Source organism: Pseudoxanthomonas japonensis, from assembly GCF_010093445.1.
GTDB classification, from domain to species: domain Bacteria; phylum Pseudomonadota; class Gammaproteobacteria; order Xanthomonadales; family Xanthomonadaceae; genus Pseudoxanthomonas_A; species Pseudoxanthomonas_A japonensis.
Genome location: NZ_PDWW01000001.1, coordinates 60,213 through 73,994, shown reverse-complemented (window position 1 = coordinate 73,994; position 13,782 = coordinate 60,213). Strand labels below are relative to the sequence as shown.

Annotated in this window: 11 protein-coding genes; 5 read left to right on the top strand and 6 right to left on the bottom strand. The window is 67.8% G+C overall.

The window, feature by feature from the left end:
* Positions 1-62 precede the first annotated feature (62 nt).
* A complete protein-coding gene (locus CSC78_RS00320; RefSeq protein WP_162335916.1) occupies positions 63-2,939 on the top strand; it encodes a TonB-dependent receptor in 2,877 nt (958 codons plus the stop codon).
* Between the two features lie 96 nt (positions 2,940-3,035).
* Here CSC78_RS00320 and CSC78_RS00315 read toward each other — a convergent pair whose 3' ends face one another.
* Positions 3,036-3,776, bottom strand: a complete 741-nt coding sequence (locus tag CSC78_RS00315) for a pseudouridine synthase (protein ID WP_238391114.1) — start codon at positions 3,774-3,776, stop codon at positions 3,036-3,038.
* 361 nt (positions 3,777-4,137) lie between these two features.
* On the opposite strand from CSC78_RS00315, the gene frmR reads away from it, so the two are divergent.
* From frmR to fghA, 3 genes are all read left to right on the top strand, one after another.
* Positions 4,138-4,413 (top strand): formaldehyde-responsive transcriptional repressor FrmR, encoded by a 276-nt coding sequence (gene frmR / locus CSC78_RS00310; RefSeq protein ID WP_162335914.1) that lies wholly within the window; start codon positions 4,138-4,140, stop codon positions 4,411-4,413.
* A 28-nt stretch (positions 4,414-4,441) separates the two neighbouring features.
* Positions 4,442-5,551: an S-(hydroxymethyl)glutathione dehydrogenase/class III alcohol dehydrogenase gene (locus tag CSC78_RS00305; RefSeq protein WP_162335913.1), complete on the top strand. Its 1,110-nt coding sequence runs from the start codon at positions 4,442-4,444 to the stop codon at positions 5,549-5,551.
* A gap of 178 nt (positions 5,552-5,729) precedes the next feature.
* On the top strand, positions 5,730-6,566 hold the full coding sequence (gene fghA, locus CSC78_RS00300; protein ID WP_162335912.1) for an S-formylglutathione hydrolase: 837 nt from the start codon (positions 5,730-5,732) through the stop codon (positions 6,564-6,566).
* A gap of 315 nt (positions 6,567-6,881) precedes the next feature.
* Here fghA and CSC78_RS00295 read toward each other — a convergent pair whose 3' ends face one another.
* The 3 genes from CSC78_RS00295 to CSC78_RS00285 are packed head-to-tail and all read right to left on the bottom strand — an operon-like array spanning position 6,882 to position 8,953.
* Positions 6,882-7,571: a Dph6-related ATP pyrophosphatase gene (locus CSC78_RS00295; protein WP_162335911.1), complete on the bottom strand. Its 690-nt coding sequence runs from the start codon at positions 7,569-7,571 to the stop codon at positions 6,882-6,884.
* 33 nt (positions 7,572-7,604) lie between these two features.
* Complete coding sequence (locus CSC78_RS00290) at positions 7,605-7,949, bottom strand: hypothetical protein (RefSeq protein WP_162335910.1); 345 nt, start codon at positions 7,947-7,949, stop codon at positions 7,605-7,607.
* Between the two features lie 56 nt (positions 7,950-8,005).
* Positions 8,006-8,953 carry a DegV family protein gene (locus CSC78_RS00285; protein WP_162335909.1) on the bottom strand — a complete coding sequence of 316 codons (948 nt, stop codon included), beginning with the start codon at positions 8,951-8,953 and terminating at the stop codon, positions 8,006-8,008.
* A 264-nt stretch (positions 8,954-9,217) separates the two neighbouring features.
* Between CSC78_RS00285 and CSC78_RS00280 the strand changes: the two genes are divergently transcribed.
* Positions 9,218-10,897, top strand: a complete 1,680-nt coding sequence (locus CSC78_RS00280) for a sensor domain-containing diguanylate cyclase (RefSeq protein WP_162335908.1) — start codon at positions 9,218-9,220, stop codon at positions 10,895-10,897.
* Between the two features lie 13 nt (positions 10,898-10,910).
* On the opposite strand, the gene CSC78_RS00275 is transcribed toward CSC78_RS00280, so the two are convergent.
* Both CSC78_RS00275 and CSC78_RS00270 read right to left on the bottom strand, forming a co-directional pair.
* A complete protein-coding gene (locus CSC78_RS00275) occupies positions 10,911-12,161 on the bottom strand; it encodes an amidohydrolase family protein (protein WP_238391113.1) in 1,251 nt (416 codons plus the stop codon).
* Between the two features lie 125 nt (positions 12,162-12,286).
* Complete coding sequence (locus CSC78_RS00270; protein WP_162335906.1) at positions 12,287-13,708, bottom strand: amidohydrolase; 1,422 nt, start codon at positions 13,706-13,708, stop codon at positions 12,287-12,289.
* Positions 13,709-13,782 lie beyond the last annotated feature (74 nt).

The window sequence follows — 13,782 nt, the reverse complement described above, 5'->3', positions numbered from 1 at the left end:
ATGTTATAGGCTCGGTTTCGTTTGGTTGCGTAACATAACTGCCACCTTCTGAGGAGAGACCCATGAAGACCGCGCGGCTGCACCGGAACTTGCTCTTTTGTAGTGTGGCCCTGGCTCTGAGCGTGCCGGTCGGCGCGTTGGCCCAGCAGGCGGAGGCCGCGAGCGCGGACCCGGCGCCGGCGGGGCAGGAGAGCCAGGGCGATCCCGCGACCCTGGATACCGTGGTCGTCACCGGCGTGCGCGGCAGCATGGCGCGTGCCATCGAACTGAAGCGCGAGTCCGGCACGGTCCAGGATTCGATCAGCGCGCTGGAACTGGGCAAGTTCCCCGACGACAACGTCGCCGATTCGCTGAGCCATATCACCGGCGTGTCCATCTCGCGCACCGCCGGCGGCGAGGGCCAGAAGGTCAGCGTCCGCGGCCTGGGCCCGGAGTACACGCTCACGACCTTCAATGGCCGCATCCTCGCCACCGACGGCGCGGGCCGCGACTTCGCGTACGACGTGCTGCCGGCCGACGTGATCAGCGGCGCCGACGTCGTCAAGGGCGCGCAGGCCTCCTTGTCCGAGGGCGCGATCGGCGGCCTGATCAACCTGCGTTCGGCCAGTCCGTTCGACCAGGACGGGCAGCAGGGCGTGATCCGCCTTGAGGGCGACCGCAACCAGATGTCCGAACTCGACGGGCACAAGTTCTCCGCGACCTACAGCAACCTGTTCGCCGACAACACGCTGGGCGTGCTGCTCGGCGTGGTGTACGGCAAGCGCAAGGACCGCACCGACATCGCCGGCAACGACGGCGGCTGGAGCCGCAACGCGGACCCGAACGACGAAAGCTGGCTGTGGGGCAACACCTGGGGCGGCGCCATCGACCCCAACGGCAACGGCGAGCTGGATGAGGACGAGTACGGCCTCATCGCGCCCGGCCAGTTCCGCGTCGGCTCCATCCTGGAAGAGAAGAAGCGCCGCGCGCTGTCGGCGAAGATCGAATGGCGCCCCAGCAACAGCTTCAAGCTGACGCTGGACGGACTGAAGACGCGCCTGGACTCGCCGCAGGTCGGCTACCAGCAGTCGTACTACCCGCTGTTCGCGCCGGGCCGCTGGTCCGACATGACGATCCAGAACGGCATCGTCACTGGCTTCACGATGGACAACCCCGATCCGGAAATGCGCCTGAACCCGGAACTGCTCAACATGACCGAGCACCGGGTGGTCGACACCGATCTTTACGGCGCCAACGCCGAGTGGAAGGTCAGCGACGACCTGACCCTGACCGGCGACGTCTATCGCTCGACCTCGAAGCGCTACTCCGGTGGCCAGGACACCTACGTGGTCCTGCGCATGAACCAGCCCAACGTCGCCCGCATCGAACTGAGCGGCGGCGCCGTGCCCAACGTCACCGCCCTCTTCGACGACGGCCGCCAGCTGGCGAACGGCCTGGCCAACGGGCAGTTCGGCGGTTCGGACTTCAACACCCACTACATGGAACTGCGCGGCGACAACATCGTCGACGAGATCACCGGTGGCACTCTCGGCGGCAAGTGGTACGTCGGCCGGTTCGCGATGGACGACCTGCATTTCGGCGTCACCGCCACGGATCGCAAGAAGACCCGCGACCTGATCAACAACACGCTCAACGGCGGCGCCGACTACTACTCCGGCGACAACGCGATCAACGTCGGCGCGCTGGGCGGCAACGTGCTGTCGCACTCGTTCACGCTGCCGAACTTCATGCGCGGCGTGAATGCGGACTTCCCGCGCACGTTCCTCGCCTTCGACGTGCCGAACTACCTCAACCAGCTGGCGGCCTACAACGGCAACGCGCGCCCCGGCGGCGGCACCTACGATTTCGCCAATGCGGCGCCGCAGTGGAATCCGCTGGAAAGCTACCGCGTCAGCGAGGACACCAAGGCCGCCTACGTGCAGGCGGACTTCTCCGGTGAGCGCTGGAGCGCCGACGTCGGCGTGCGCTTCGTCAAGACGCGGACCACCGCGGAAGCCTGGGATGCGCCGATCCTCAGCATCACCGAGAACGGCGCGTTCAACTACACCGCCAACTACGCCGAACCCACGGCGATCCGCCAGGACGGCGACTACAGCTACGTGCTGCCGGCCGGCAACTTCACCTGGCGCTTCACCGACGACCTGCAGCTGCGCCTCGGCGCGGCCAAGACGATGGCGCGCCCGCCGGTCGACAAGCTGGCACCGACCAACACCACCGCGAGCGTGTCGTGGGGCGAGTTCACCCAGATCTATGGCGGCAACGTCGACCTGAAGCCGTACGAAGCCAAGCAGGGCGACGTGTCGCTGGAGTGGTACTTCAGCGAGAACTCGATCTTCAACGTGGCCGTGTTCTACAAGCGCATCGAGAACCAGCTGACCACCAGCTGGGAGCCGGGCCAGGACATCGGCGTCGGCCCCATCGTCGACGCCGACGGTAATCCGATCACCACCGGTCCGACCCTGTTCAACGTGATGCGCCCGATCAACGGCGACTACGCCAAGGTCCGCGGCATCGAGGCCGGGCTGCAGCACTTCTGGGAGAACGGCTTCGGCTTCCGTGCGCAGTACACGCGCAACTGGTCGAAGAGCTTCGTCGGCGACCAGGAGCGTCCGCTGGAAGGCATCGCCCCGTCGGTCTATTCGCTGGGGCTGATGTACGAGAAGGGTCCGTGGTCGCTGGGCGCCACCGCCGACCGCACCGATGGCTTCGTCACCGCCATCAACGTGCTGGGCGAGGGCTACAACGAACAGGCCGATGCGATCACCTGGCTGACCGCGCATGTGTCGTACCGCTTCAACGACCGCTTCAGCCTGTCGCTGGAAGGCCGGAACCTGCTGGACGAAGCACAGACCTACAGCATCAACGGCAATCCGCTGCTGTCGCAGGGCTACTACCGGTATGGTCGCGGCGTGAACCTGGGCCTGAGCTACCGGTTCTGATCCTCATCGAGGCTGCTATCGGAAGGGCCCCGGAAGGGGCCCTTCCTCGTCTGGATCGTCCGCTGTTGCAGGCAAAGGGGTCGAGTGCCACACCCTCTACGTCCGCAGATGGAAGTCGCTCGAGAAGTTTCGCTCGGTGCCGTCGAGGGGGTCGATGAACCTGAGCGTCCTGGCGAGCAGTTGGAGCGGGGCCGAGTAGTCGCCTGCGGCGCGGTGCCGCGCTGCTGGATAGATCGGGTCGTTGGCGATCGGTGCACCCAGCGCGGCCATGTGCACGCGCAGTTGGTGTTTCCGTCCAGTGACCGGCGTGAGCGCGTAGTGCCAGCGTCCCTCTTGGCGCGCGATGACATCGATCCGTGTCTCGCTGTTCGCCGGTCCGGGCATTTCCTGCATCCGGAAAAACGGTTCGCCAGCGACCACGCGGCTGGCATGCGTGTACGGAAACGCAAGGTCCGGCAACGGCGGCGCGATCGCCTCGTACGACTTTTCGATCCTCCGCTCACGGAACAGTGCCTGGTAGCGTGCGCGGCTGTCCGGATTGGTCGAGAACAGTACGAGCCCCGCCGTATCGCGATCGATGCGGTGCAGCGGCGTCAACGCGGGGTTGCCGGTACGACGGATCAGGCGTGCCAGCAGGGTTTCATGGACGTGGGGGCCGGCGGGCGTTACCGGAAGGAAGTGGGGCTTGTCGGCCACCAGCACATGGGCGTCGGCATGCACGACGCCCTCGTCGAACGGGATCGTCGGCTCCTGTGCCACTTCGCGGTAGTAATGGATCTCGACGCCGACGCGGTATCCGGTATCCGGCGCCACCGGTGTGCCGGCGTCGTCCAGCACGCGCCCGCGCGCCATCCGCTCGATCCATTGCGCGCGGGGCACGGCGGGAAACCGCGCGCACAGACAGTCCAGCACCGTCGTCCATGCCCCCGGCGGGAGCTGCAAGGTGCTGGCGGCGAGTCCGTCGATGCTGGGCGGGCGTCTGCTCACGGGCGTCAGTGTCTCATCCGCGCGGCCAAGCCACGGGTGCGCCACGCGCGCGACTCCGCCTCCTGACGGGTGCAGGACCCATCATGAGAGCTCTGCGTTGCGGCGCGAGTGCACGGGCGGGCACCGTCGACGATGGCCGATGCGATGCCCCGATTTTGCTTCGGCGGTGCAACGCCAATATACTGCCCCCCACTATCCTGGTCCCGACGGCATGCCGCACTCTCCTGCCGACAAGAAGAAGGCGCTCACGCGCGTGAAACGCATCCGTGGACAGCTGGATGCGCTGGAGCGCGCGCTGGAGGACGGTGCCGATTGCGCGCCGGTGCTGCAGCAGCTCGCCGCGGTGCGCGGTGCGGTCAACGGACTGATGTCCGAGATCCTGGAAAGCCATCTGCGCGAGGAATTCGCGCATCCGGCTTCGACCCCCGAACAGCGCGAGGCCGGCATCGACGCCGCCGTCGCGCTGGTCCGCTCTTACCTCAAGTAGTCCTATCTCAAGCAAGCAGGAGTTCCCCATGAAATCCCGTGCCGCCGTCGCCTTCGCCGCAGGCGAACCGCTGAAGATCGTCGAGATTGACGTCGCGCCGCCGAAAGCCGGCGAGGTACTGGTGAAGATCACCCACACCGGCGTCTGCCACACCGATGCGTTCACGCTGTCGGGCGACGATCCGGAAGGCCTGTTCCCCGTCGTGCTGGGCCATGAAGGCGCCGGCATCGTGGTCGAGGTCGGCGAGGGCGTGACCAGCGTGAAGCCGGGCGACCACGTGATTCCGTTGTACACCGCCGAGTGCGGCGAGTGCCTGTTCTGCAAGAGCGGCAAGACCAACCTGTGCACGTCGGTGCGCGCCACCCAGGGCAAGGGCGTGATGCCGGACGGCACCTCGCGCTTCTCCTACGAGGGCCAGCCGCTGTACCACTACATGGGCTGCTCGACCTTCAGCGAATACACCGTCGTCGCCGAGGTGTCGCTGGCGAAGATCAATCCCGACGCGAACCCGGAGCATGTCTGCCTGCTCGGCTGCGGCGTCACCACCGGCATCGGTGCCGTGCACAACACCGCCAAGGTGCAGGAGGGCGATTCGGTCGCCGTGTTCGGCCTCGGCGGCATCGGCCTGGCGGTGATCCAGGGCGCGCGCCAGGCCAAGGCCGGCCGCATCATCGCCATCGACACCAATCCGTCCAAGTTCGAGATGGCGCGGCAGTTCGGCGCCACCGACTGCGTCAATCCGAAGGACTTCGACAAGCCGATCCAGCAGGTCGTCGTCGAGATGACGGGATGGGGCGTCGATCATTCGTTCGAATGCATCGGCAACGTCAACGTCATGCGTGCCGCGCTGGAATGCGCGCACCGCGGCTGGGGGCAGAGCGTGATCATCGGCGTGGCCGGTGCGGGCCAGGAGATCAGCACGCGACCGTTCCAGCTGGTGACCGGCCGCAAGTGGATGGGCACCGCGTTCGGCGGCGTGAAGGGCCGCTCGCAGCTGCCGGGCATGGTCGAGGACGCGATGAAGGGCGATATCGAACTCGCCCCGTTCGTGACCCACACCATGCCGCTGGACGGCATCAACGAAGCCTTCGACCTGATGCATGAAGGCAAGTCGATCCGCAGCGTGGTGCATTACTGACGCTCGAGCCCCTCTCCCCCCGGGAGATGGGTTGGGGTGAGGGTGCGGCGACATCCCGATGGTCGGACGCCGCGCTTCCTGCAGCGTTTCGCATCGAGTAGCCCTCCCTATTTCGCCGAACCCTCATCCGGCGCTTCGCGCCACCTTCTCGGCGGGAGAAGGGAACACGGGAATCACCATGACACTACAACGCATCGAACACCGCGCCATGCATGGCGGCTGGCAGGACGTCCACGAACACGCATCCAGCAGCCTCGGCTGCACCATGCGGTTCGCCGTCTATCTGCCGCCGCAAGCTGCAACGCAGAAGCTGCCGGTGCTGTACTGGCTCTCCGGCCTGACCTGCACGGAACAGAACTTCATCACCAAGGCCGGCGCGCAGCGCTACGCCGCCGAGCACGGCGTGATCCTGGTCGCCCCGGATACCAGTCCGCGCGGCGATGATGTCGCCGATGCCGACGGCTACGACCTGGGCAAGGGGGCTGGCTTCTATGTCAACGCCACGCAGGCACCGTGGGCGGCGCACTACCGCATGTACGACTACCTCGTCGACGAACTGCCGGCGCTGATCGAAGCGAATTTCCCCGTGACCGATGCGCGAGGCATCAGCGGACACTCGATGGGCGGGCACGGCGCGCTGACGATCGCGCTGAAGAATCCCGGTCGCTACCGCAGCGTCTCGGCGTTTTCGCCGATCGTGGCGCCATCGCAGGTGCCGTGGGGCGAGAAAGCATTCGGCGCCTATCTCGGCGACGATCGCGAAGCCTGGAAGCAGTACGACGCCGTCGAACTGATCCGTAATGCCTCCGAACGGTTGCCGTTGCTGGTCGACCAGGGCGATGCGGACGAGTTCCTGCAAACGCAGCTGAAGCCGACGCTGTTGCAGGCTGCAGCCGACGCTGCAGGCCATCCGCTGACGCTGCGCCTGCAGCCCGGCTACGACCACAGCTACTACTTCATCGCCAGCTTCATCGGTGAACACATCGCGCACCACGCGAAAGCATTGACCACGTAGGGGGGCAAACCCGCCGTCATGGTCGTCGGTGTATGCGGGATGGCGATGGTGGGCCGAGGCCCACCCTACGGAAGCGGGTGGCGAGGACATCGCGCATCACGCGAAGGCATTCGAGCGCGTAGGGCGGGCTCAAGCCCGCCGTCCTGGTCGTCGGTGTATGCGGGATGGCGATGGTGGGCCAAGGCCCACCCTACGGAAAAGCGGGTGGCGTACATCGCGCATCACGCGAAGGCATTGGAGCGCGTAGGGCAGGCTCAAGCCCGCCGTCCTGGCCGTCGGTGTGTGCGGGATGGCGATGGTGGGCCGAGGCCCACCCTACGAGGCATCCGCAAGCTCGAAGTCGGTGAACGCGAAGCGCCCATCGCGCAGTCCGGTGTCGCCCTGTAGCAGCGCAAGCGGCGCGTCGAACATCGGGCCGGCCGAGACGCAGGTGTGGAACTCGCCGTTCTCGCCGCAGGGATCGACCTCCGCGGGCAGATCGCGCAACAGCGTCTCGTCGAAGGCGCGGCCGCCGAACGCGATGTCGAGTTGCTGCGTATCCACGCAGCACAGCCGGGCACGAAGCCCGCCAGCGATCATCTCCCGCGCCAGTACGCCGGTATCCGCACCGAACAGCGGCGTCATCACGTCCCAGCCGATCTTCGCCAGGTTCCGCACCCGGTAGGCGCGGATGTCGTCCAGGAACAGGTCGCCGAACGCGACCGTGCGCAGCGTCGGCCAGCGGCGGGCGGCGTCCGCCAGCGCGGCCGCCATCGCCCGCTCGTAGTCGTCGTTGATGCAGTTTGCGGGAATCGTCGCCTCGATCAGGGGCAGGCCGGTCGCCTGCGCCTGGGCGTGCAGCACCGTGCGGCGTATTCCCTGCATGGACACGCGATCGTACTCGCGGGTGATCGTGGTCAGCAGGCCGACCACCTGGACGTCATCGCGCCGGCGCAGGGTGTGCAGCGTCCATGCGGCATCCTTGCCGCCGCTCCAGGCGAGCAGGACGGGAAGGCGTTCCGTCATCAGGCCGTCGCGATGCCGTGCCGATGCCGCGGATCACGCGGCCGAGACATCGCGCAGTTCCCATGCACTTCCCGCCAGCAGGCGCAGGCGATGCTTGAGCACGTGGCCCGGTATCGACGAGGTCGCCACCAGCAGGATGCTCAGGTCGTCCTGCTGGCCACGGACCGTGGCGCCTTCGTCCACCACGCCGAGGCCGGGATCGACTTCATCGGGTTCTTCCTGCCGCGCACGCCAGCGGTCGAACAGGTGGCGGGTGCGCAACGCCTGTTGCAACTGGGCGGCGAATTCCTCCGCGCCATGCGCATCGAAACTGAAAGCCGGATCGCCGCCGCGCGCGCGGCCGGGATCCGGCAGGCTGATGTAGTAACGGACGGCCATGGCACCCCCGGTGGAAACGTGGGGCATAGCGTCGTGCAAGACGCGTTAGCCCGCCGTTATGCCACCTTGAAGGGCGCCGGCGGCGCGGCGAAGGCGGCGACCACGGCGCCCTTGCCGACATTGACCATGCCGGTCAGGCTCATCACGCTTTCGAACACCTCGACCTTGTTGTTGTCGCAGATGTCGCGCAGGCGCTGGTAGCCGGGCAGGGCGCGCAGTTCCGACAGTTCGCCGCCGTAGCTCAGGCACAGGGTCGGCGTCATCAGGCCGGCCATCACCCGGTTGCCGGCGAACTTGAACATCTGTTCCACCGCGTTCTCGAAGCCCTTGATCTTGGCGACGGGCTCGGTGTTGCCGGCGTGGCCGTACAGCACCGGCTTGATGTCAAGCGCGCTGCCCAGCGCGGCGCTGAGCAGGCCGACGCTGCGGTCGCCCTTGGTGCGCGCGCGGTTGCGCAGGTAATACAGGTCGCGCGGGATCATGTAGCCGTGCGTGTTGTTGGCCAGTTCCTCCAGGCGCACGCGGATCTGCTGCACGCTGGCGCCGGCGTCGCGCATGCGCACCGCCTCCACCGCGGTGATGCCCTGCGCGGCGAAGAGGTTCTGCGTGTCGATCACGCGCAGCGCGAACGGCGAGTTGTGGCCCGCGGCCTGACGCACCGGCTTGTAATCGTTGAGGATGGCGAAGCTGGCCTGCATCGCGTTCTCGTGGATCGGCGAGCGCGTCTTGGTGATCGTCATGCAGAAGACGTGGTCGTAGTCGATCACCAGGCGGCCCAGGAACAGGTCGCGGATCTGGTTGACGGTGAACGGCGTGGTTTCCGCCTCGTGGCCGCGCTCGGCCACGTGCGCGTGCAGGAAGCTCAGCGTCGCCTGCTCGTCGCGATGGTCCGCGAGCACGGCTTCGCCGATGCGCACCGTGATCGGCAGGATCACGATGTTGTGTTGTTCCAGGTACTCCAGCGGCAGGTCGCACGCCGAATCGACGACTATCCCAATGCGCATCTAGCCCCTCCCGGCATTCGTCGCATTTGTACTTATCTCCGCAAAACTAGCGGACAACAGACGACAAGTCGTCGCGTAAACGCGTGAAGTGTGAGTTGTGTCACTTTTCCGGGCGAGCCGCGTGCGGCCAAAGCGCGGTCTGCGTCCGGTTCCTGGTGGGGTGAGCGTCCAAAATTAGCGTGACATGAGTCACATATATGGCCGTCGATGGCTTGTCCTGCCCCGGGGCCGGCCCGACACTTCACCCCTCAAGCAAGGGGCAACATGACGCAGCGATGGGGGTGGCTCCTGCTGCTGGCCCTGCTGCCGGCGGGGCCTGCGCGGGGGGAGAACATCGCGCGGATCGACCGTCTCCAGCCCTCGGCGCTGGAACAGCAGGCCGGGCAGCGCGCCGGACTTTTCTCGGAACGTCGCTTCGAAGGCGGCGGCGCGTCCGCGCGCGTGATCGGCAACGGGCAGTGGCGGGTGTACCCGCGTGCCGGCATCGCCGACCCGCTGCTCGTGGTCTATCACCCCTACAACGCCCGCGTGACGGTGCGCGCACCCGGCGACGCCATGCCCCGCACGCAGGATCTGTTCCAGCCCACGCTGGACCCCCAGTTCAGCCGGCGCGCGCTGGTATTCCCGCTGTCGCGCGATGGTCCCGTCGAGGTGACGGTGGAAGGCGCCCGCTATCCGATGCAGGTGGCGATCGAGGCCCGCGCCGATTACGCCGCCGCCGACCTCTGGCACGTACGCCTGTTGCTGCCGGCGGTGGGCATGACGCTGGGCGTGGCGCTGGCGGTGCTGCTGTTCTGGCTGGTGCTGCGCGAGCGCGTCTACCTGCTCTATGCCGCCGCCATGTTGCTGCAACTGCTGTACGTGCTGTGCTCCTACGGCGAGGCCTACGCGTGGCCGGGCCTGTCGCTGCTGCGCCACTTCGGCGCCCAGGGCATCTGGGCCATCGGCACCCTCGCCACCGTCCTGCTGGTGTACCTGTGGCAGGACTACGCCAACCTGCGCCGCGCTGCGCCGCGGCTGGCCTGGCTGATGCGGCTGGTCGGGGTGTACGGCTGCCTGCTGACGCTGGTGCTGCTGGTCTCGCCCTGGCCGGCCGACGACAGCTGGTTCCCCAGCGTGGCCAACGGCCTGTTCCTGCTGACCAACGTGGTGACGCTGGCGACGCTGCTGGTGGCGTGGTGGCGCGGCGAACGCCACGCCAGCATCGTGCTGCTGTCGTGGTTGCCGCTGCTCGTCTTCACCATGATCCGCGCGCTGCGCTTCAGCGATGGCGAAAGGGCAGGGCCGTGGCTGGAATACGGCATTCCGTGGTGGCTGGCCTTCACGGCGGTGGCACTGGGCCTGGGCCTGGCGCACCGCATGCTGACCTTCCGCCGCGAGCGCGACAGCGCCAAGGCGCATGCCGAGCGCGACGCGCTGACCGGTGTGCTCAACCGCGGCGCCATCGAGCATCGTCTCGACTGGGCATTGATCGAGCGTCAGCGCGAAGGCATTCCGGTGTCGCTGCTCTTCATCGACCTCGACCACTTCAAGCAGGTCAACGACCGCCATGGGCACGCCACGGGCGATGCCTGCCTGCGTGCGGTGACGCGCGTGATCAGCCAGCAGTTCCAGTACGGCGACCAGCTCGGCCGGCTGGGGGGCGAGGAATTCGTGCTGGTGCTGTCCGGGGTGGAACTGCATGCCGCCATGCGCATCGGCGAGGAAGTCGGCGCGCGCATCCGCCACGATTGCGCGGTGGTCGACGGCGTGGCCGTCGAGGTCACCGCCAGCGTCGGCGCCGCACAGGCGCGCCATGGCGACACCGTGTCCACGCTGATCGCCCGCGCCGACCAGGCCATGTACGTTGCCAAACGGGCCGGTGGCGACCGCATCGTCGCCGAAGACGCGCCCTGCCATGGCGCCGACAGCACGAAGGCGCCCGCAGGCGCCTCCGTGAACTGATGCCGCCAGGCGCCTATTTCGAATACGCGCGCGGCAGCGGACCGGCTGGTTGCAGGTAGCGGTCGCGCAGTTCCGTCTGGCGCGAACGCATCGGCATCGCGCGCCCGCCCAGCCACACCTGCTCCGCGGTGCTCGACACGTCGAGCGGATCGGCGGTCCACAGCACCAGGTCGGCCAGCTTGCCCGGTGCGATGGTGCCCACGCGGTCGCCCACGCCAAATGTCTCCGCCGGCACGCGGGTCAGTCCGGCCAGGCCGTCTTCCCACGGCAGGCCGTTGGCCACCGCATTGCCCGCCAGCTGGCGGATCTTGCGTGCGTTGTGCGAGGCGTCGCCGGCCTGCGAGAAGCTGACGCTCACACCGGCGGCGTCCAGCCGTGCGGCGTTCTCCAGCGTGGCGCCGATCTGGTCGAAGTCCGCCGGCAGGTCCGCCAGCGCATCCACGAACACCGGTACCTTCGCCTGCGCCAGCTGCGGCGCCAGCTTCCAGCCTTCGGCACCGCCGGCGATGGCGATGCGCACGTTCTCGCGCTGGGCCCAGCGCAGCAGCTGGCGGATGTCGGCGGCACGGTTCACCTGAACCACGATGCGGCCGTTGCCGGCGAGATAGCGTGCGAGCGTCGCGCGTCCGGCCGGCGTCAGTAGTGCGTGCGGCGAATCCGCCGGCACGCGGCCACGCGCCTCGGCCACCATCTGGTCCAGCAGCATCCACTGCGCTGCACGCGATTTGCCGGCCAGCTCCGCGCCGCCGCTGCCCAGGCGCACGAACAGCGCACGCGGACCGACCGGATCGGCGCTGCCGTCCAGCCGCATCACGCCGCCCTGGCCAGCGATGAAGGAACCCCCGGTCGAGGCGGCCAGCAGGGTGAAGCCGATGCCTTCCACGCGCGTCACCGGGATCACCACCGAGGCCGGGTTGTAGGCCAGCGTCACGTCGAATTCCGGGCGCATCGGCTGGTCCTGCAGCGTCACCGAGGCGTCGACGGTGGACGACTCGCCCGACACCTCCTCCAGCCCGATCTCGGTGATGCCGCCGAAGAACGCCGGCGTCAGCGGACGGCCGTTGGCCTCCACCACCGTCGCGCCCGGTGCGGCCAGGCCGCTGCCCACCGCCTGCACCACGCCGTTGCGCACCAGCACATCGGCGTTCTTCAGCGTGCCCTGCGCACCGGCGGTATGCACGGTGGCGTTGCGGATCAGGATGTCCTGGGCGAAGGCAACAGACGACGCGGACGCCAGTGCAACGGCCAGCGCCAATGCCTTCACCGTCGTCCCAGCGAACGCTGGGACCCATTTGGCTTTTGCTTCTGTTGCTTCCGACCTTGAAGGCGAAAGCAGGATGGATCCCAGCGTACGCTGGGATGACGGCAGGGACGTATGACGGACGCAGCTCATGGCATCACCTCCTGCCCCAGCATGAAGTCCGACACCGGTTGCCTGCTACGGTCGTTGCGGTCGTAGATGCGGGCGCCGTCGATGTAGACCTGCTCGGCCTTGGCGTACACGCTGAAGGGGTTCTGGTTCCACACCACCACGTCGGCCATCTTGCCGGCCTCCAGCGTGCCGGTGCGCTCGCCGATGCCCAGCGACTTGGCCGCGTTGCTGGTCACCCAGCGGATCGCGCGTTCCGGCGCGATCTCGCCCATGCCGGCGCGACGCGCGTTCGCCATCACCTTGGCGGCTTCCTGGTTGAGGCGCTGGATGCCCTCGTCCGAATCCGAGTGCACGATCGCGCAGCTGTTGGCCGGACGGTCGACCAGCGCGATGTTTTCTTGGATGCCGTCGAAGGCCTCCATCTTGAAGCCCCACCAGTCGGCCCACAGCGCGCCGCACACGCCGTCCTGCGCCAGGCGGTCGGCCAGCTTGTACGCTTCCACGCCGTGGTGGAACGCGGCGATCTTGAAGCCGAACTCCTTCGCCAGGTCGAGCATCGTGGTCATCTCGTCGGCGCGGTAGCAGTGGATGTGCACCAGGATCTCGCCATTGATCGCACCGGCCAGCGTGTCCAGCTTCAGGTCGCGCTTGCCGCCGCTGTCGCCGCCGCTGTCCGCCTTGTCGTCGCCGCCGGCGCGTTCCCACCAGCGCTTCTTCTTCGGCTGCTGCGGCTTGGGCGCGTTCTTCTTCAGGTACTCGCTGGCGTCGATGAAGGCCGCACGGTAGCCGGCCACGTTGCCCATGCGCGTGGCCGGACCGGCCTTGCCGCCGTACACGCGCTTGGGGTTCTCGCCGCAGGCCATCTTCAGGCCCCACGGTGCGCCGGGAAATTTCATGCCCTGGTAGCTGGTGGACGGCACGTTCTTCAACGTCACGCCGCGGCCGCCGACCAGGTTGGCCGAGCCGGGCAGGATCTGCATCGACGTCACGCCGCCGGCCAGCGCGGTGTGGAAGCCCGGGTCCTGCGCCCAGATCGAATGCTCGGCCCAGACGTTCGCCGTCACCGGTGCGGTCGCCTCGTTGCCGTCGCTGTGCGCCTTGACGCCCGGGCTGGGGTAGACGCCCAGGTGCGAGTGCACGTCGATCAGGCCCGGCGTCACCCACTTGCCGGTGGCGTCCACGCGCGTGGCGCCGGCCGGTGCGGAAAGACCGCGCCCCACCGCCACCACCTTGCCGTCGGCCAGCAAGACGTCGGCGCCATCCAGGCGCTCACCGGTACCGGTCAGCACGGTGGCGTTGGCCAGCAGCACGGGGCCGGACGCGAGCGCTTTGTAGGTGCTCGGGTACGGGTCCTGGGTGAAACGGGAAGTGGGCGTGGCGGCCAGCGCGCTGCCGCCCAGCGAGGCCAGGATCAGCCCGGCCAGCAAGGTCGTTCGCATCGTGTATCCCCTGGAAGAGACCCGAAACCTAACCGGCCACGCCGCGCCTTGCCAAGTGCGTGCGTCGCAGTCGT